The sequence below is a fragment of the Glutamicibacter sp. BW80 genome (assembly GCF_002332385.1).
Lineage (GTDB): Bacteria > Actinomycetota > Actinomycetes > Actinomycetales > Micrococcaceae > Glutamicibacter.
The window spans coordinates 67,339-85,122 of sequence record NZ_NRGV01000059.1 but is presented as its reverse complement, the minus strand read 5'-3'; the positions used below and the strand labels follow the sequence as shown (position 1 = coordinate 85,122).

General features: G+C 65.2%; 18 protein-coding genes. 16 read left to right on the top strand and 2 right to left on the bottom strand.

Features of this window, described 5'->3' with window-relative positions; all coding sequences use genetic code 11:
• Position 1 precedes the first annotated feature (1 nt).
• A complete protein-coding gene (locus CIK76_RS15745) occupies positions 2 to 520 on the top strand; it encodes a hypothetical protein (protein ID WP_096288131.1) in 519 nt (172 codons plus the stop codon).
• Here CIK76_RS15745 and CIK76_RS15740 read toward each other — a convergent pair.
• A complete protein-coding gene (locus CIK76_RS15740) occupies positions 517 to 828 on the bottom strand; it encodes a hypothetical protein (RefSeq protein WP_141393589.1) in 312 nt (103 codons plus the stop codon). The genes CIK76_RS15745 and CIK76_RS15740 overlap by 4 nt on opposite strands.
• Positions 829 to 1,048: 220 nt before the next feature.
• Here CIK76_RS15740 and CIK76_RS15735 point away from each other — a divergent pair, with 220 nt between their 5' ends.
• From CIK76_RS15735 to CIK76_RS15685, 11 genes are all read left to right on the top strand, one after another.
• A complete protein-coding gene (locus CIK76_RS15735; protein WP_096288127.1) occupies positions 1,049 to 1,876 on the top strand; it encodes an ATP-binding cassette domain-containing protein in 828 nt (275 codons plus the stop codon).
• Positions 1,873 to 2,559, top strand: a complete 687-nt coding sequence (locus CIK76_RS15730; RefSeq protein WP_096288125.1) for an ABC transporter permease subunit — start codon at positions 1,873 to 1,875, stop codon at positions 2,557 to 2,559. The genes CIK76_RS15735 and CIK76_RS15730 overlap by 4 nt, the downstream gene beginning before the upstream one ends.
• The gene (locus tag CIK76_RS15725) at positions 2,556 to 3,326 is read left to right on the top strand and encodes an ABC transporter permease (RefSeq protein WP_096288123.1); all 771 of its coding nucleotides are present in this window, start codon (positions 2,556 to 2,558) and stop codon (positions 3,324 to 3,326) included. Before CIK76_RS15730 ends, CIK76_RS15725 begins: the two co-directional genes overlap by 4 nt.
• Positions 3,323 to 4,225, top strand: a complete 903-nt coding sequence (locus CIK76_RS15720) for an ABC transporter substrate-binding protein (RefSeq protein ID WP_096288121.1) — start codon at positions 3,323 to 3,325, stop codon at positions 4,223 to 4,225. The genes CIK76_RS15725 and CIK76_RS15720 overlap by 4 nt, the downstream gene beginning before the upstream one ends.
• A gap of 261 nt (positions 4,226 to 4,486) precedes the next feature.
• The gene (locus tag CIK76_RS15715) at positions 4,487 to 5,509 is read left to right on the top strand and encodes an ABC transporter substrate-binding protein (protein ID WP_096288119.1); all 1,023 of its coding nucleotides are present in this window, start codon (positions 4,487 to 4,489) and stop codon (positions 5,507 to 5,509) included.
• A complete protein-coding gene (locus tag CIK76_RS15710) occupies positions 5,506 to 6,429 on the top strand; it encodes a diaminopimelate epimerase (RefSeq protein ID WP_096288117.1) in 924 nt (307 codons plus the stop codon). Before CIK76_RS15715 ends, CIK76_RS15710 begins: the two co-directional genes overlap by 4 nt.
• Positions 6,422 to 7,267, top strand: a complete 846-nt coding sequence (locus CIK76_RS15705) for an SAM-dependent methyltransferase (protein WP_255248508.1) — start codon at positions 6,422 to 6,424, stop codon at positions 7,265 to 7,267. Before CIK76_RS15710 ends, CIK76_RS15705 begins: the two co-directional genes overlap by 8 nt.
• A gap of 3 nt (positions 7,268 to 7,270) precedes the next feature.
• The gene (locus CIK76_RS15700) at positions 7,271 to 8,566 is read left to right on the top strand and encodes an opine metallophore biosynthesis dehydrogenase (protein WP_096288115.1); all 1,296 of its coding nucleotides are present in this window, start codon (positions 7,271 to 7,273) and stop codon (positions 8,564 to 8,566) included.
• The gene (locus CIK76_RS15695; protein WP_096288113.1) at positions 8,563 to 9,810 is read left to right on the top strand and encodes an MFS transporter; all 1,248 of its coding nucleotides are present in this window, start codon (positions 8,563 to 8,565) and stop codon (positions 9,808 to 9,810) included. The genes CIK76_RS15700 and CIK76_RS15695 overlap by 4 nt, the downstream gene beginning before the upstream one ends.
• Complete coding sequence (locus tag CIK76_RS15690) at positions 9,807 to 10,931, top strand: iron ABC transporter permease (RefSeq protein ID WP_176484254.1); 1,125 nt, start codon at positions 9,807 to 9,809, stop codon at positions 10,929 to 10,931. The genes CIK76_RS15695 and CIK76_RS15690 overlap by 4 nt, the downstream gene beginning before the upstream one ends.
• Positions 10,932 to 10,959: 28 nt before the next feature.
• Entirely contained in the window at positions 10,960 to 11,754 is a 795-nt protein-coding gene (locus tag CIK76_RS15685) for an ABC transporter ATP-binding protein (RefSeq protein WP_096288111.1), read from the top strand.
• Positions 11,755 to 11,918: 164 nt separating this feature from the next.
• Here CIK76_RS15685 and CIK76_RS15680 read toward each other — a convergent pair whose 3' ends face one another.
• On the bottom strand, positions 11,919 to 12,989 hold the full coding sequence (locus CIK76_RS15680) for an RNase H family protein (protein ID WP_096288109.1): 1,071 nt from the start codon (positions 12,987 to 12,989) through the stop codon (positions 11,919 to 11,921).
• 139 nt (positions 12,990 to 13,128) lie between these two features.
• Here CIK76_RS15680 and CIK76_RS15675 point away from each other — a divergent pair, with 139 nt between their 5' ends.
• The 4 genes from CIK76_RS15675 to CIK76_RS15660 all read left to right on the top strand — a co-directional run bounded on the left by CIK76_RS15675 (position 13,129) and on the right by CIK76_RS15660 (position 17,779).
• Complete coding sequence (locus tag CIK76_RS15675) at positions 13,129 to 16,044, top strand: DNA translocase FtsK (RefSeq protein WP_096288107.1); 2,916 nt, start codon at positions 13,129 to 13,131, stop codon at positions 16,042 to 16,044.
• Between the two features lie 4 nt (positions 16,045 to 16,048).
• A complete protein-coding gene (gene pgsA / locus CIK76_RS15670) occupies positions 16,049 to 16,660 on the top strand; it encodes a CDP-diacylglycerol--glycerol-3-phosphate 3-phosphatidyltransferase (protein ID WP_096288105.1) in 612 nt (203 codons plus the stop codon).
• Positions 16,661 to 16,675: 15 nt separating this feature from the next.
• Entirely contained in the window at positions 16,676 to 17,158 is a 483-nt protein-coding gene (locus CIK76_RS15665; RefSeq protein ID WP_096288103.1) for a CinA family protein, read from the top strand.
• Between the two features lie 198 nt (positions 17,159 to 17,356).
• Positions 17,357 to 17,779, top strand: coding sequence for a helix-turn-helix transcriptional regulator (locus CIK76_RS15660; RefSeq protein ID WP_096288101.1), 423 nt, complete (start codon positions 17,357 to 17,359; stop codon positions 17,777 to 17,779).
• The last annotated feature ends 5 nt before the right edge of the window (positions 17,780 to 17,784 follow it).

The window sequence follows — 17,784 nt, the reverse complement described above, 5'->3', positions numbered from 1 at the left end:
CGTGGAGATCTCTGAGCAAACGCGCGGTGTCGGGAACAATCAACTGATAACAAAAAACAAATGGCGATTTCTGCCGCTGCTTTGCGGATCAGGATGGGCGATCTTGTTTCTTGTCGTGGATCCGTTGCTTGCCCGTGCCCCTTGGTGGAATTATCTCGACGCGGGTTTGTGGTTTGCACTGAGTTTCCCGCTGCTGCCGTGGCTCGGATTCGCTGGGTTGATGGCGTTCCTTGGATTCGTCGTTTCAACTCGGGTGAGCGTTCTGCTGTTCACGTTGCTCTCGCTAGCTCTGGGAATTATTCCAAGCACCATATGGGCACTGCTGCTGAGCGATGTTTTCCCTGAGGCTGGAGTATTCCGAATCACCGCTGATCTATCGCTGGCTGCCGGGGCAATGGTGATCCCGCTGTCCTTCGTGGCGCTTATCAGAACGATGATCGTGCGATGGAAACAGGCAAAGCTCCGTCCAGCGAAAGGTTGTGGAGGTCGGAGCATTCCGTCTTCTACGAAAAGCGACTAATTCCAGCCCAAGCGATCTCGAAGCGGAAGAACCGATATCGGAACCTGGACCGGAGTTCCTGCATGCCCAGGAGTCAGTGTAGTCTCACTTAGAATTTTTCCTGTTTGGACGTCCACGACCGTCATTGAGACCCATTCCTGCTGCATGTTTTCGTCAAGGGCTAGCCCGGTGGCCGCATCGAGGGTCAGCACCGAATCCCACATTTCTGTCAGTATTTCTGTTTCGGGGCCAGTCACTGCTGGCGCAGAGGCCGTTAATATCCCGGTGGTCAGCGAGAGGGAAGCTAGGGCAACGGCGGGGATAAGCAAGATATTCCTCCAAAAGTAGTAACTATGTTTATGTCGATCCTAATGTGGCTTGAAGGTTTAGTGCATGTTGTCTCGAAGATCGAGTGAAAATCAGTTCGTAGTCTGCCGTGCCGTCATCGGATTTTTAGGGCAGAATTAGGCTCAACGCCACCGCAAGGAGCCAATGTATGCACAGGCACGACGCAGCTGATCACAACGAGCTAGTGGGGAGCAACAGTGCATGATCGAATTTGATACCGTTTCCAAGCACTATCCAGACGGCACCACGGCTGTTGAGGACTTCAGCTTGACGATTCCAGCCCATCGCACCACCGTATTCGTGGGTTCCTCTGGTTGCGGCAAGACGACATTGCTGCGCATGATCAATCGCATGGTTGACCCCAGTGCCGGCACGGTCCGCATAGACGACCAGGATGTATCCACAAAGCCCGCGGTGGGCCTGCGCCGCAGTATCGGCTACGTCATGCAGAACTCGGGGCTTCTCCCGCATTTCACCGTGGCAGAGAACATCGCCACGGTTCCCCGGCTCGAAGGCAAATCTCGCAAGGTTGCCCGAACCCGGGCACTGGAACTTATGGAGACCGTAGGCCTGCCCTCAACCATGGCTGACCGATACCCGCACCAGTTATCCGGAGGCCAGCAGCAACGTGTCGGAGTGGCCCGTGGCTTGGCTTCTGACCCGAATATTTTGCTCATGGATGAGCCCTTCGGTGCCGTCGATCCCATTGTGCGCGCCGAACTGCAGCAGGAACTGATTCGGCTGCAACAAGAACTTGATAAGACGATTGTCTTCGTCACCCATGATATCGATGAGGCATTCCTCCTCGGCGACCAGGTGGTGATCCTGTCCGCCGGTGCGCAGAAGCTGCAGGTGGGTAGCCCGAGCGAAATCATTGAAAACCCAGCCAACGAGTTCGTGGCTTCCTTCATCGGCACAGACCGTGGAGCCAGAGCACTGAGCGTCAAAAATACGCCCCACGGTGCCGTGCTCGTGGATTCCCAAGGCCGGACCCAGGGAAGACTCGTCGAGGACGGATCCAAGGCGTGAACTGGATACTCGAGAATCTGGGACTCATCGGGTCGCTGTCGCTAGAGCACTTGCGGCAGAGCCTGATAGCGATCGTCATCGGGTTCCTGCTTTCCATCCCGCTGGGCTGGGTAGCTTGGCGATTTCGAATCGTTCGCGGACCGGTTGTGACAACCACCGGCCTGCTCTACACCATCCCCTCGCTCGCGTTGCTGATGCTCCTGCCTGTGCTCACCGGAATGAGCGCGATCAGTGAAGCCAACCTGATCGTGGCACTGAGCATTTACGCGATTGCGATTATGGTCCGCGGCGTCGTGGACGGACTGGACTCCGTAGACCCTGCCGCGCGCGCGGCCGCAACTGCCGTGGGCTACGGGCCCGGGCGCCGGTTTTTCGCGGTGGACCTGCCGCTTGCCGGTCCGGTGATTCTCGCCGGACTGCGCGTCACCGCGGTCAGCACCATCTCGCTAGCGACCGTGGGAATCTTGGTGGGTGTGACGAACCTGGGATACCTGTTCACGAACGGCCTCCAGCGGCGCATCATCGAAGAAGTCTTTTCGGGGATCCTTGCGGTGGCCTTGATTGCCCTGGCCATCGACTTGTTCTTAGTCCTCCTCGGACGATGGCTGATGCCTTGGACACGTCAAATTAAGCAACCAAAGCGAAAAGCCACGCATGCGGCCAGAACGCGGGTGTCGCCATGAACCTGATTGCCAAGGCAATTGAATGGATTTCCGCGCCAGAACAGTGGGAAGGCAGCGGGGGACTGCAGGCATTGCTTGGCCAGCATCTGCTGTTCACGGTGGTGGCGGTGCTCCTCGCAGGTGTCATTGCCATCCCTGCCGGTTGGGCGATCGGGCACACCGGCATTGGGCGCGAGATCGCCGTGGGCGCCGCGGGTGTCGCCCGCGCGATACCTTCCTTCGGCCTGCTGATCTTATTGGTGCTGCTCTTTGGCGTGCTGCACAAACCCGAAGCAGCCATTGTCACCTTTGTTCTACTGGCCATCCCTTCGCTGCTGGCCGGAGCCTATACGGGGTTTGAAGCCATAGACCGCAAGACCCTTGACGCGGCTCGGGCCATGGGGATGACCGAGTGGCAGATCCTCTTCAAGGTTGAAATCCCGCTCGGCCTGCCGCTGCTCGTAGGCGGAATCCGGTCAGCCATGCTGCAAGTGGTCGCAACGGTGACCATCGCGGCCTACGTGAACCTTGGCGGGCTGGGCCTGCCAATTATTACCGGGCTGAATCTGCGGCGCTTCGACATGGTTCTCGGCGGAGCGCTCATGGTGGCGGTGCTTGCGCTGCTCCTGGACCTGTTGTTCGCCGTGATTCAAAAGACGGCAGTTCCGGAGGGCCTGGGAAAAGCTAGGAAGAAGGCACCGCGCAAGCTCGCCCCAGACAAAACCGCCGGTGAAGATGCAAACCCGAAAATAGATCACTCGACATCCCAGGAAAGGGAAAAGCCATGAAACTGAAACGCACCATCCCGAGCGCAGCCGCAATGCTGGCCGGCAGTCTTGTCTTGGCTGGTTGCGCAGGGGGAGACCCGCTGGCAACCGAGAGCAACGCCGAACAAGGCGGCGGAGAAACGATTGTTGTCGGCTCGCAGGCCTACTACTCGAATGAGATCGTTGCCGAGATCTACGCCCAGGCGCTGGAAGGTGCCGGCAAAGAGGTGGAACGCAAGTACAGCATTGGTCAGCGGGACGCGTACATGCCTCAGCTCGAAGAGGGCAGTATCGATGTGTTCCCCGAGTACACCGGCAATCTGCTGCAATTCTTCAAGGAAGACACCGAAGCGCGTGCCGCCGATGAGGTCTACACCGAGCTGACGTCGGAGCTTCCGGATTCTCTGGCGGTCCTTGAAGCGGCCGAGGCCTCTGACCAGGACTCCTACACCGTGACCCGGGCGTTTGCTGAGGAAAATAACCTGAAGTCCATCAAGGACTTGGCGAATGTTAGCGAGCCGTTGACCCTCGGCGGGCCACCGGAGCTTGCCGAACGCCCCTATGGCCCTAAGGGGCTCGAAAGCGTCTATGGGGTGAAGGCTGACTTCTCCGGGACCGGCGACACCACCGTTGAAGATCTGGTCGCCGGCACGGTGAACATTGCCAACGTGTTCACCGCCGACCCGCGCATCAAGACCGAAGATCTCGTGGTGCTGGAAGACCCCGAGTCGCTGTTCCTGGCTTCGAACGTCGTTCCGGTGGTCTCCGCCGAGCTGTCAGCGGATCTCGCCGAGGTGCTCAACCCGGTTAGCGAAAAGCTGAGTGCCGAGACCCTGGTTGAGCTGAATGTGAAAAGCACCGTTGACCAGAAGTCGGCCGCCGATATCGCTTCGGCCTGGCTGACCGCTGAAGGGCTTTAATGCCAGATCCTCTCTAGGCTGGATATCCAGGAGATCGCCCGCCGTACCCGGNNCCGGGTACGGCGGGCGATCTATTTTTGTTCCGAGGTGCGCTGCGGCCTATCCGGGCGAGCGGGGCTGGCGTGGGTTCAAGGAGACGGCGGGCCGTCATCGTTTTGACTTTTGAGAATGATTCTCATTAGTGTTTACGATTGTTGGCTAAAAGGCGTACTCAGAGACCTAAGGTCCCCGCCCTGGCCGCACCGAATGGAGCAATGATCTATGAGAAGAATCAATCCTTGGATGGTGGCCATGCCCGCCGTCATCCTGGCCGTGGCCACCGCCTGCGCCGTCCCCGGCGGAACCGTGAACAGCGCGCAGAATGAATCGGCCGCCGGCAGCATCACCCTGGACAGCTGCGGCCGGGAGGTGGTGTTCGACGCGGCACCGCGCAGCGTGCTCGCGGTCGGTTCGGAGGCCCCGGCGCTGCTGTCCGCAGCTGGAGCGGGCGACAAGCTGACGCACTACGCTGGCAGCCTGGAGGTGCCTTTCGACGCGGCCACCAAGGCCGTGGTGGAGGACGCCGAGCGGATCACGGAGGACTCGCACGACGTCTCCTACGAGATGATCCTCGGTTCGGGAGCCGACGTGGTCATCGGCACCGATATCGCAGCCGGAGTCGATCTGGATTCCCTGGCCGAACGACTGGACGAGGCCGGGGTCCAGATGCTGACCGTGAGCGGCTACTGCGCCGGATTCGAAGACCGCTCCACCGGAGGAGTGAGCGGATTCGAGCAGATCTACCGTGACGTGCAGTCCTACGGCCAGTTGTTCGGCACCGATCAGGCGGCCGAGAATGCGGTGGAGGACATGCGCGAGCGTGTAGCGGCCGCCGCGGCGCGCGTTGAGCAGGGCAGCGGAGAGCGCGCGCTGTCCCTCTACGTGCCGAGCGCCGGCGGCCTCGGATCCTACGGAGGGGAATCGCTGGTCTCGGAGCAGATGGAGCTGCTCGGCCTGGAGAATGTCTTCGGCGATGTGCCCAAGCGCTACTTCGACCCTTCCACGGAGGAACTGATCGCCAGCGCCGCCGACAAGGTCTTCGCGATGTACCTGCCTACCGGTTCCTCGGCACTGGAAACCGACCAGGAGGTGCTCCAGGCGCTGCGCGATCGACCCGAGCTCGATGGCCTCGCTGCCATCGAGGAGGACGCGGCCGTGGTGCCGCTGAACTACTACTATTCCTCACCCGGCCCGCTGGCCGTGGACGGCGTGGAGCTGCTCGCGGACCGGCTGTCCGCCCCATGAGCCAGTCAGCACAGCTGCGCCGGACCCCGCGCCACACCGGCCGCCGGCGCGCCTCCGCGCTGCCTGCACGCAGATACGCGCGTTCCACTGCGGCCAGGGGCACCACCGAAGTGGACTTCGCGAAGCTGAGCCCGACATCCAACACCACCGTGCTGGTCACCAGCCAGCATCCGCCCCGGCAGTACCGCACCATCGCGGAGCAGTTGTTGCGCGCCGAGCATCTGCATGCCGAACAGGTCGGGTTCATCCTGCCGGCGGAATCCTCCGCGGCGCAGTTGCGCCTGCACATGGCAGGGGACGAATTCTGCGCCAACGCCGCGATGGCGCTGGCGGCGCTGCACGCCTCGAAGCAGGGGCAGACCGGCCGGGTTGAACTCTTTGTAGAAGCCTCGGGCGCCGATCAGCTGCTGAGCTGCCGAGTCGAGCCCCGGGATTCGGGCTACCGCTGCCAGCTGGACAGCCCGCTGCCGCTGAGCATCGAACCCTACCCGTCCCCGGGAGCCCGCTCGGGAACGGCCCTGGTGCGGTATGCGGATTCGGTGCACCTTGTCATTGAATGCGCCGGCCACGGCCAGGGGCTGCGCGAGCACGCCGAACAGGCGGCTTTGCAGCTGGGCAATAGCGAAGGCGTCTCCGTTGCCGGGGTGATGCTCTACGATCCGGCGCGCGGGGCGCTGGACCCGCTGATCAACGTGCCCGCACTGGGCAGCCTGCTCTGGGAACGCAGCTGCGGCTCGGGAACCGCCGCGCTCGGCGCGTACCTGGCCGCGAAGAACCGCGCTCCGGTCTGCGCCAGCGTACGGCAACCCGGCGGCACCATGGACGTGGAAGCCGACTACGGCTCCGGAACGATAACCGGGCTGCGCGTCGCCGGACACGTGGCCATCGTGGCCGAGGGGAGGGCATATATCCATGACTGAAATATCGATTGGCGCAAGCCCGGAGCTGAGCTCCGGTGCGCAGGCCATGCTGGCCACGCTGCGCGGCTTCCTGCGCCACTTCAGCGCGGCGGCCGACGGCTACGACGGCTCGACCCGGCACGCTGGCGAGCTCGAGGAGCTGCTGGCGGACTACGCGCGCTTCGTCACCGATCCGGGCAACGTGCCCCCCTTCGCCCAGCTTGCCGCGGCCGCCGGCACCGATGAGCTGGTGGACCAACTGCGTTGCCAGTCGGCGCGCTGCGTGGCGGTCATCGAGAAGTACCGCGCGCTACGGCTGCTGGAGGGGCAGGTGGGAGCGGAGGGATACTTTGCCAATATCGAATCCTGCATCGCCAAGGAATTCGGGGCCGTCGCGCTGACCGGGGATTCCAAGCTGCTGCTCGTCGGCTCGGGATCCTTCCCGATGACGCTGCTGAACGTCGCCTCACGCACCGGCGCGTCCGCGCTCGGGATCGACATCGACGCCGAGTCCATTGCGCTCGGGCGCCGGGTCGTGGCCCAGCTCGGCGAGGGCCTGGACATCGGGCTGGAGGAACGCGCGCTCCACGAGCTGGACTTCACCGCGCAGGCCACCCACGTGGTGATCAGCTCCACGGTTCCGGTGAAGTACGAGCTGCTGCACCAGATGCATGCGCTGACCCGCGAGGACATCGTGGTGGCCATGCGCTTCGGGGACGGGCTTAAATCGCTGTTCAACTACCCGATGCAGCAGGTCGACCCGGCGCTCTGGCGGCTGGTCGACATCATCCGCCAGCCGGACCAGGTATTCGACATCGCGCTGTACGTGAAGCAGCGCTCAATAGGAAAAGACGTTTAGCAGATGGACGAATTGGGAAATATCCTCATCGCCGGGACCGGTCCGGTGGCCGTGCAAAGCGCGGTGCTGCTCGGGCGGCTCCCCGGGACCCTGGGCCTTGCGGGCCGCGAATCGCAGCGCGCGGCGGCATTCTTCGCCGCGCTGGAGACAACTGCGGGCACCGTGCGCGCCGAGGTGCAGAACCTCGCCCACGCGGCACTGGCCGGGGAAGCACAGATCGAACACGTCTTCCACGGGTACGGATCGGTGGCCGGGGAATGGGACACGCTGCTCCTGGCGGTCACTGCGGATGCCTACCTCCCGGTGCTGCGCCAACTGGCCGGTGAGGTGCTGGCCGGGTTCGAACGCATCGTCCTGCTCTCGCCCACCATGGGCTCCGGGGCACTGGTGCGCGAATACGCCAACGCCCGGGGCGCGGATCCGGAGGTGATCAGCTTCTCCAGCTACCTGGGCGACACCCGCTGGCCGCAGGGACACCCTGGCGCTGCGGTGTTGACCGCCGGAGCCAAGGTCCGCATCTACGCCGCATCGAATCGCGGCATCTCGCCGGGACTGGAACGGCTGCGCGCCGTGCATGAGGCGGCGGGCACCGAGCTGGCGGTGCTCGGCCTGCCGGCCGAAGCCGAGGCGCGGAACATCTCGCTGTACGTGCATCCGGCACTGTTCATGAACGAGGTCACGCTGCGCGCCGTGTTCGCCGCGGAGCCGCCGACGCAGTACGTCTACAAGCTCTACCCCGAGGGGCCGGTCACCCCATCCATGATCCACGCCATGGTCCAGCAGTGGCGCGAGCTTTCGGCCATCGTCACCGCGCTGGGCGGGAAGGGAGTCAACCTGCTGGCCTTCATGCTCCAGGACGGCTACCCGGTCCACCCGCAGAGCATCGACCCGGAGCAGGTGGCCGCATTCGAGCAGCTGCCGGCCATCCATCAGGAGTACCTCGTCTACGTGCGCTACGCCTCGCTGCTCGTGGACCCCTTCTCCGAACCGGACGCCCACGGGCGCTACTTCGATTTCTCGGCCATTCCCATCCGGCCGATCTTCCGCAACGACGCAGGCCACTGGGACGTGCCGCGGATGCCGAAGGAAGACTACTACCGCACCAAGATCATCCAAGGTCTCGCCCGGCATCTGGCGGTGCCCTGCCCGATGATCGACCGCCTGCTGGCCGCCTACGAGAGCGCGCTGACGCAGGCGGCGCAGGGACTGGGCGCCCAGCCGCGCTCCGCGGACTTCGCCGTGCAGGACTTCGGCGAAGACCTGGGCATGATCCGCGCCGGGATCGGAAGGGCCTCATGAGCGAGACCGAATTGGACACCAACGAAAAGCTGCCCGGCGAACGGAAGATCATCGCCGAGATCTGGCCGGCCCTGCTGGCCTCGGCCGTGGGCCTGCTGCCCTTCACCGTGCTCTCCACCTTCCTGGTGCCGATCGCCGACTGGGCCGGAGCCGGCTATGCCGAGGTCGGCTCGCTGCGCGGGCTGGCCGGCGTCGGCGCGGTGCTCACCGGCGTTGCGCTGGCCCCGCTGATCGGGCGCATCGCCCCGGGACGGGTGGCCGCCGCCGCGCTGGCGCTGCTGGGCATCGCCGCGGTGCTCGGGACCTTTTCCGGGCTCGCCGCGCTGGCCGCCTTCTGCCTGGCCACCGGCGTATCCAACGCGCTGCTCTACCCGGCGCTGTCCACCGCCGCGGCGGACCGCTTCGGGAACACTCCCGCCGCGGGCCGCGCCGCAACCTTGGTGATGACCGCCCAGACCCTGGCCTCCACGGTGGGCGCGCCGCTGCTGGTGCTGCCGGCGCTGTGGTGGGGCTGGCAGGGGAACCTCGTGGCCATCGCCATCGCTTCCTTTGCGCTGGTGCCCGCGCTGCTGCGCTACGGCCGGGCGGAACCCGGGGCGGGGCAGCCGGCCCAACCGGCCCCGCGGCTGGGCTACCTGGCCGCCTTCCGCACGCTGGCCGCCATCCCCGGGGCGCGCGCCCTGCTGCTGGTCTCCTTCGGGCGGGCCGGCGCGCTCATGGGGCACCTGGCCTTCCTCGCCCCGCTGTATGCGGACAAATTCCAGCTATCCACCGGCTGGTTCGCCTTCGTCTGGTCGCTGAGCGGAGGATCCTTTTTCCTCGGGCATCTGCTGGCCGGACGGATGCTGAACGCCGAGGACTCCGAGCGGCGCACCCGGGCGGTGATGTGCATCGCCCTGTCCGCGGCGCTGCTGGCCCTGCTCGGGGTGTATCTTTCCCCGGTGCTGCCGCTGGCAATGCTGTGCACCGCGGTGCTCTCGGCCAGCCATGCGGTGGTCTCCGCCGCGGTGATGACCCTGCTGGTACGCCGCTGCGGGCAAGTGCGCGGCACCGCGCTGAGCCTGAACGCCGCCGGCATGTCACTGGGACTGTCTCTGGGCGCGGGCGCCGCCGGGGCGGCGCTGGGTACGGCGGGATATCTGGCCGCGGCCGCAGTGCTCGGCGGGTTCACCCTGCTTGCCCTGATTGCCGCGCTGACGCTGCGCACCGCAACGAATGACGAATCGCTGGAAAGGCAACCATGACCCAACTTGATCCCGCGCTGCGCGAACCGCGCGGCGCAACACCACCGGCGGCGCCGCTGGTGTTCACCGGAGACGACCTGGAGCACGGCAAACGCACCCGGCACACCTGGCTGTGGATCGCCGGGCTGCTCGGCGCGCTGCTGATCACCCTGCCGGTGGCCGTGGGCCTCGGGCCGGTGGCCATCGAGGCGGGCACCGTGCTCCAGATCCTGCGCCAGCATCTGTCCGGCGGCCAAATGATAGGCGCCTGGACCGACTCCGAGGAATCCATCGTGCTGCTGCTGCGCGGGCCCCGCGTGCTGCTGGGCGCCGCCGTTGGCGCCGGGCTGGCGCTGGCCGGGGTGGCCCTGCAGGCCTTGACCCGCAATATCCTGGCCGAACCCTACCTGCTGGGGGTGACTTCCGGGGCCTCCACGCTGTCAGCGGCCTCGATCCTCTTCGGGACCGCGGCCGGCATCGGCTCGGCTTCGCTGGCCGGCAGCGCCTTCGCCGGGGCGCTGGCCGCGGGGATTGCGGTATTCCTGCTGGCCCGGGTCGGCTCGCAGATGACCTCCACCCGGCTGGTGCTCGCCGGGGTATCCGTGGGCTACGTGCTGCACGCGCTGACCTCGCTGCTGATCTTCGCCTCCGATGACCCGAACGCGGGCCGCTCGGTGCTCTTCTGGACGCTCGGTTCGCTCGGCCAGGCCACCGGCCAGTCCGCGCTGCTCACCTGGGCGGTGGTGCTGGGCACCTTGGCGCTGCTGCTGCTCTGGTCCCGCCCGCTGGACGCGCTGGCCATCGGCGATTCCACCGCGCAGACGCTGGGGATCTCCCCGGCGAAGCTGCGCGCGGCGGTGATGATCGTGACCGCGCTGTGCGTGGGCGCGCTGGTCGCGGCCTCCGGCGGCATCGGATTCGTCGGGCTGATCATCCCGCATATCGCCCGGCTGTGCGTGGGCTCCACACACCGCAAGCTGCTTCCGGTGGCCGCCCTGCTCGGCGCGATCTTCCTGGTCTGGGCCGACGTGCTCGCCCGCACGTCCATGGCCCCGCAGGAGCTGCCGCTGGGCATCGTCACCGCCCTGCTCGGCGCCCCGCTGCTCTTCGTGCTGGTGCGCAAGCTGAACCCGACCCAATGACAACCAACCACCGAAAGGGGCATAGAGCATGATCACAGCCACCGATGTATCCGTGGGCTACGGCGGCAAGCTGGTAGTGAAATCCGTCGGCCTGCATGCCGGGCAAGGAGAGGTCGTTGGGCTGATTGGCCCGAACGGAAGCGGCAAGTCCACCTTCCTGCGCACCCTGTATGCGGCGCTGCGCCCGCGCGCCGGGCTGGTCACCCTGGACGAGCAGCCCCTCGAGGAGCTGCGCGGCACCGAGCTGGCCCGCCGGGTGGCCGTGGTCGCCCAGGAGACGCCTACCGACCTGCCGGTGACCGTCGCCGACATGGTGCTGCTCGGCCGCGCCCCGCACCGCAAGGCGCTGGCGGCATTCACCCGCGAGGACCACCAGGCGGTGGCCGCGGCGCTGAGCAGGGTCGGGGCGCGGGATCTGGCCGACCGCCGCTACGCCACGCTCTCGGGCGGTGAAAAGCAGCGCGTGCTGGTGGCCCGCACCCTGGCCCAGCAGGCGGACCACCTGCTGCTGGACGAGCCGACCAATCACCTGGACATCCGCTACCAGCATGAGCTGCTGCGCATGGTCGGGCAGCTGGGGGTCACCACCGTGGTCGTGCTGCACGACCTGAACCTGGCCGCCCGCTATTGCACGAAGCTGGTTATGCTCGAAAACGGCCAGGCAGTGGCCAGCGGCACTCCCGAGGAGGTGCTCACCCCCGAGTTGCTGCTGCGGGTGTACGGGATCCACGTCGAACCGTTTTCCGTGCGCGGCACCCTGCAGCTTGTCTTCAGCATGGCCGATGAGCACCCCGATCCGTTGCCTCTCGCCGCGGCGCTCTAGCTCCGCGGAAGAACACGCAGTGCCGGCCTAGCGCGAGCTAGGCAATTTCCCTTGGTCGCATGAACGAAAGCACCTCGGGTGCCGAGGCACCCGAGGTGCTCGATAAGGAAATCACAAGGGGGAAGCCGCAGCCGGCCGTCGTCCAAGGTCCCTGGGGTTGCCGCTCAGCGGCAGCCGCCGGTGAAGGCTTGGCGAATCTCTGCAATCCGGGACATCAGCGCCGCCTCGACCTGTTCCCGCGGACGTTTTGAAGCGGCCCGCCCAGCCCACGCCAGTTGATCCGCTCCTTCATTCAGCTTTTCACCGCTGTGCCCTTTGACCAGTTCAAAGGCAACCTGCGATTCGGTGGAGTTCCATGCCTGCAGGAACCGGTGCTTGGAGTCCTCGCTGATGCCGCAATAGCCGGTCTCGCACCGGCCCTCAAGGGCCAGCGCCTGGGCTACACGATAGACATCGGCCGAATCGGTATGGATCGTTGCACTGGCCGGAGAGGTGGTTGCGAGGTATTCCAGCGCCACGATGAGCGCAGCAAATTCGAGCATGCTGATCGTGTCGAAGGACTCCCCGCCGTAGAGGACCGCATCTCCATGTTCGCTGAGCAGTGCGACCGCACTGGCGCCGGTGGGATCGGTTGAGGCATCTACCGCCAGGGCGATGCTCGAGGGCGCGTGATCAGCGAGATCCCAATACTCCGGTTGCCATTGCTGCGGCGAAAGATCATGTCGGGGCCTGTGGCCCCGAGCCGGAATGGCCATCGGCACCGCCAACGCGCTTCCTGCCTGGATTGCCGCTCTGGTCTGGACTCTCTTTGCGATCTCCGCTTCCCGATGCACCACACCCGAGGCTTGATTCAAGTCGTTGAGCCCGCGGGTCACCGTGAATCCGGCGGCTTGGAGATATTTGGGCAAATACCAATGCCTTTTCCCCAGCGCCACCCAGGTCTCTGATTTGCGCTGCCCGAGCAGCCGTTCGAAGTGTTCGATGATTTCAGCCATCGGCCGCGGCGAACTCGACTGCCCCCGATGCATGGTCGGTTCCTGGCGCTCATTGCGAATGGCGATGATCCAGTAGATGAACTCCGCGCTGCCTGCGATCTGCGGCGTCGTCCAGGCAATGAACGCAGCATGGAATGCGGACGCGGCATGCGTCGATGTTGGGACGCAGGGAATTGAGCTGGAACGCGGGCGTGGTTCAAGACGCGCAGTGGATAGCTGGGACTGGACAAATTCGGCCATGAAGAAAGTATCTCGGTGCCCACCGACATTTAGGCTCGACCCCGGAGCAATTCCACGTGATGAGTATCTAGCTGGCGCCAAACCCTGTCGAGACGTGTAAATTCAGCCGGTATCCGGTAGGTGGAGATACCCTAGAACTATGGCCTCACGCACCCAGTCGCAGGGGGCGAAGAAGCCGACGACGCGCAAACCGCGGACGTCGGGCTCTTCGCCTGCCAAAAAAACTCCCGAGAACCCGGAACAGGATCTCGCTCTTCCGCTGCGCGCAATTCGCAGCGTGTGGATGGGCATCGCCCGGATCTTCGGCGGCGCCTTCCGCCGGATCGGGGCCACCGTCCGGCCCGACTTCGAGCTGCGCCGCGACGGAACCGGACTGTTCCTGACGCTGATCGCGATCACCGTCGCCATCGTCGAATGGTGGGGGCTGCGCGACGTGGGCTGGTTCGGCCGCGGCGTGCACTCGGTGGCCGGAGGCTCGCTGGGTTTCATGGCGGTGTTGCTGCCGGTGGTTTTGTTTATCGGGGCCTTCCGCCTCTTCCGCTACCCGGAAGCCGATTCGGCCAATAACCGGATCGGCATCGGGCTGTTCATGATGACCATGGCCGGATCCTCCCTGGCCGCCTTGGCCAACGGTTCGCCTGCGGTCACCGACGACTTCGCGGCGCTCTGGGCCGCCGGCGGCATGGTCGGCTCGATCCTGGGCACCCCGCTGGGCCTGCTGATCTCGGTTCCCGGCGCGATGGCCGTGCACATCTTCTTCCTCGTGCTCTCGCTGCTGGTCGTCACCGCCACCCCGCCGCTGCAGATCGCCTCACGGCTGCGCATCGGCTATAACCGGCTGCTTGGCCAGGATCCGCACCGCGAACGCAGCGCGCCGACCGTGGCGCAGGTCCCGGTGCTCGATCCGAACTCCGAGTCGCACGACCAGTCCTACCTCTACGCGGATGCTCAGCAGGAAGCGCCGGCTCCGAAGCCCAAGAAGAAGAGCTTCTTCGAACGCCGGGCCGAGGCCAAGCGCGTCTCCGAGGTCTACAACGTGGACGGCGAGTCCGGCGATGAACTCACCGGAGATGTCGCCTACGACAAGGCGGTGATCGAGCCGAACGAACCGGCCACGAATGCGCTGCCGGTCACCGACGTCTACGACGCGGATTCCACCGCCACCGAGGCGATCTCCCGACCCGTCGCCGAGGCCAAGCCGGCGGCTCCCGCCGGACCGCCGCCCGGCGTCAAGCGCCCCACCAAGGCCGAGACCGAGATGGCCGCGATCATGGATCAGGTGGGACTGGGCAACGCCGAGCCGGAACCGGAGACCGACGCGATCCCGACCGTCGCGGTCAACCACACCCGCCCGGCCCCGGCGCTGGCCCCCATCCCGCAACGCACCGAACAGCTCCAGCTTTCCGGAGACGTCACCTACACGCTGCCGCAGGACGACTTCCTGCCCGCCGGCCCGCCGGCCAAGGAAGCCTCCGAAGCCAATGAGGCCATCGTCGCGGCGCTGACCAATACGCTGCAGCAGTTCAAGGTGGAGGCCCACGTCACCGGCTTCTCCCGCGGCCCCACGGTGACCCGCTACGAGATCGAGCTGTCCCCGGGCACCAAGGTGGAGAAGGTCACCGCGCTGTCCAAGAACATCTCCTACGCGGTGGCCTCCTCGGATGTGCGCATCCTCTCGCCGATCCCCGGCAAGTCCGCCATCGGCATCGAGATCCCGAACACCGATAAGGAAATCGTCGCCCTGGGCGACGTGCTGCGCTCGAATAACGCACGCAAGACCGAGCACCCGATGGTGATGGGCGTGGGCAAGGACGTCGAGGGCGGCTTCGTCGTGGCCAACCTGGCCAAGATGCCGCACCTCTTGGTCGCCGGTGCCACCGGCGCCGGCAAGTCCTCCTTCGTGAACTCGATGATCACCTCCATCCTGATGCGCGCCACCCCGGATGAGGTGCGCATGGTGATGGTCGACCCCAAGCGCGTGGAGCTGACCGCCTATGAGGGCGTGCCGCACCTGATTACCCCGATCATCACCAACCCGAAGAAGGCCGCCGAGGCGCTGCAGTGGGTGGTCCGCGAGATGGACACCCGCTACGACGACCTGGCGAACTTCGGCTACAAGCACATCGACGACTTCAACAAGGGCGTGCGTGCCGGCAAGGTGATCCCGCCCGAGGGCTCCAAACGCGTGATGAAGCCCTACCCGTACCTCCTGGTGATCGTCGACGAGCTCGCCGATTTGATGATGGTTGCCCCGCGCGATGTCGAAGACTCGATCGTGCGCATCACCCAGCTGGCCCGCGCCGCCGGCATCCACCTGGTCCTGGCCACCCAGCGCCCCTCCGTGGACGTGGTCACCGGGTTGATCAAGGCCAATGTGCCCTCGCGCATGGCCTTCGCCACCTCCTCGGTCACCGACTCCCGCGTGGTGCTCGACCAGCCGGGCGCGGAGAAGCTGCTGGGCCAGGGCGACGCGCTCTTCCTGCCCATGGGCACCTCCAAGCCGATGCGCGTGCAGGGCGCCTGGGTCACCGAATCCGAAATCCAGCGCGTGGTCACCCACGTGAAGGGGCAGCTGACGCCCGAATACCGCGACGACGTCACCCCGGTGGCCGAGAAGAAGAAGCAGATCGACGAGGACATCGGCGACGATCTGGAGCTCTTGCTGGCGGCCACCGAGCTTGTGGTCACCAGCCAGTTCGGCTCCACCTCGATGCTGCAGCGCAAGCTGCGCGTCGGCTTCGCCAAGGCCGGACGGCTGATGGACCTGATGGAATCGCGCGGAGTGGTCGGCCCCTCGGAGGGGTCCAAGGCCCGCGATGTGCTGATCCAGCCCGATGACCTGCCGATGGTGCTCGCCGCCATGCGCGGGGACGACGGCGCCGTCCACCAGGCCAGCGCCGCCGAGCAGGCCCTGGTCGACGAGGCCAATGTGAACCACGCCGAGCCGGTGGACCTGGTCGCCGAAGACCTCGCCAAGCGCGAGACGGCCACCGAGTACTACGACGAAGCCGACGAACCGGGCGAGGACGCCTGGGACCTGACAGGAAGAAACTAAAGCCATGAGCGCGCACGCCCCGCAGCCCGATGACTCCGCGGCTCACGCCCCGGTCCCGAACCTGAACATCGCCAACGTGCTGACCAGCATCCGCATCCTGATGGTGCCCTTCTTCGTCTGGGCCCTGCTGGCCGACGACCGGGAGCAGGGGCTCTGGCGCTGGGTGGCGCTGGGGCTGTTCGTGGTGGCCATGTACACCGACAAGCTTGACGGGGACCTGGCCCGCAGCCGCGGGCTGGTCACCAACTTCGGCAAGATCGCCGACCCCATCGCGGACAAGCTGCTCACCGGCTCCGCGCTGGTGGTGCTCTCCATGCTGGGTGAACTGGACTGGTGGATCACCATCGTGATCCTGGTCCGCGAATGGGGCATCACGCTCTTGCGCCTGGTGGTCATCCGCTACGGGGTGATCGCCGCGAATATGGGCGGCAAGGTCAAAACCGTGATGCAGGCGGTGGTTATCGGCCTCTACCTGCTGCCGTTCACCCAGACGATCGATTGGCTGGGCACGCTCGCGTTCATCTTGATGCTGGCCACCGTCGCGGTCACCGTGCTCACCGGGCTGGAATACCTGTGGAAGGCCGCCAAGCTGCGCGCCGCCGCCAAGGCCAACTAGCAAAGGTTCAACTTCATGGAACACCACGGCGCCGCGGTGATCGCCCAGGCGATCGCCCAAGGCAAGCAACTGGCCACGGCCGAATCACTGACCGCAGGACTGATCGCCGCCACCCTGGCCGAGATCTCCGGGGCGTCGGCCGTGCTGCGCGGGGGAGTGATCAGCTACTCCGCGCAGGTGAAGGCCGAGCTGCTCGGCGTGGATACCCAGCTGCTGAGCGAGGTCGGTTCGGTGGATGGTGAAGTTGCCCGGCAGATGGCGGTCGGTGCCCAGCGGGCCTGCGCGGCGGACCTGGCGGTTTCGGCCACCGGCGTCGCCGGGCCGCAGGCCCATGACGGCAAACCCGTAGGCACGGTGTTCATCGGCTGGGCGCACGGGAAGGACTCCGGATTCGTGGCTCACCACTTCGTCGGGGACCGGGTGCAGATTCGGGAACGAAGCACGCAAGCTGCAATCAATCAGCTAGCTGCCATTTTGGGTAAAGCTTCTTCACAGTAAGAGACGAGATACTATTAATCCCCTTGATCTTCACAATAATCCGTCTAAATGTGGCGTATGTCGCATATTTGTGATTAGGGTAAGGTGTCGGGAACAAAAGCGTATAACTTGATGTTGTACGAATTGAAGGGCCGCAAGGTCTGGCTCTTCGGATAAGAAGCATCTTTCGAGAAGGACCTAGGAGTAGAGGCTATACACATGGTGAAGCAACCCGTAACTGTCAATGGTGTCGTCCGTTGGCGCGATATGGGAGAAGCCCATTCGGTCCAGCCCGAGAAGGAGGAACACAAAATGGTAGTACTCCGACATGAAATCGGTGACGTCCTTCGCGATGTTCGCCAGCGCCAGGGCCGAACCCTGCGCGAGGTTTCCCACAGCGCCCGCGTTTCGCTTGGATACCTATCCGAGGTTGAGCGTGGACAGAAGGAGGCATCCTCCGAGCTGCTCTCCTCGATCTGCACCGCGTTGGAGGTGCCGCTGTCGTTGATGCTCCGTGAAGTCTCCGATCGCATCGCCTTGGCCGAAGGCGTGGTCATCCCGGACACCGTTCCGCTGGATCTGACCAATGAGTTCGCCATGGACGTCGACGGACGCAACGGCAAACCTCTGGCATCGGTTTAATCCCG

What these genes read in the sequence shown, in the direction of transcription:
- CIK76_RS15735 (WP_096288127.1), top strand. Translation starts at nt 1,049, where the DNA reads ATGATCGAATTTGATACCGTTTCCAAGCACTATCCAGACGGCACCACG.
- CIK76_RS15725 (WP_096288123.1), top strand. Translation starts at nt 2,556, where the DNA reads ATGAACCTGATTGCCAAGGCAATTGAATGGATTTCCGCGCCAGAACAG.
- CIK76_RS15720 (WP_096288121.1), top strand. Translation starts at nt 3,323, where the DNA reads ATGAAACTGAAACGCACCATCCCGAGCGCAGCCGCAATGCTGGCCGGC.
- CIK76_RS15715 (WP_096288119.1), top strand. Translation starts at nt 4,487, where the DNA reads ATGAGAAGAATCAATCCTTGGATGGTGGCCATGCCCGCCGTCATCCTG.
- CIK76_RS15710 (WP_096288117.1), top strand. Translation starts at nt 5,506, where the DNA reads ATGAGCCAGTCAGCACAGCTGCGCCGGACCCCGCGCCACACCGGCCGC.
- CIK76_RS15705 (WP_255248508.1), top strand. Translation starts at nt 6,422, where the DNA reads ATGACTGAAATATCGATTGGCGCAAGCCCGGAGCTGAGCTCCGGTGCG.
- CIK76_RS15700 (WP_096288115.1), top strand. Translation starts at nt 7,271, where the DNA reads ATGGACGAATTGGGAAATATCCTCATCGCCGGGACCGGTCCGGTGGCC.
- CIK76_RS15695 (WP_096288113.1), top strand. Translation starts at nt 8,563, where the DNA reads ATGAGCGAGACCGAATTGGACACCAACGAAAAGCTGCCCGGCGAACGG.
- CIK76_RS15690 (WP_176484254.1), top strand. Translation starts at nt 9,807, where the DNA reads ATGACCCAACTTGATCCCGCGCTGCGCGAACCGCGCGGCGCAACACCA.
- CIK76_RS15685 (WP_096288111.1), top strand. Translation starts at nt 10,960, where the DNA reads ATGATCACAGCCACCGATGTATCCGTGGGCTACGGCGGCAAGCTGGTA.
- CIK76_RS15680 (WP_096288109.1), bottom strand. Translation starts at nt 12,989, where the DNA reads ATGGCCGAATTTGTCCAGTCCCAGCTATCCACTGCGCGTCTTGAACCA.
- CIK76_RS15675 (WP_096288107.1), top strand. Translation starts at nt 13,129, where the DNA reads ATGGCCTCACGCACCCAGTCGCAGGGGGCGAAGAAGCCGACGACGCGC.
- pgsA (WP_096288105.1), top strand. Translation starts at nt 16,049, where the DNA reads ATGAGCGCGCACGCCCCGCAGCCCGATGACTCCGCGGCTCACGCCCCG.
- CIK76_RS15665 (WP_096288103.1), top strand. Translation starts at nt 16,676, where the DNA reads ATGGAACACCACGGCGCCGCGGTGATCGCCCAGGCGATCGCCCAAGGC.
- CIK76_RS15660 (WP_096288101.1), top strand. Translation starts at nt 17,357, where the DNA reads ATGGTGAAGCAACCCGTAACTGTCAATGGTGTCGTCCGTTGGCGCGAT.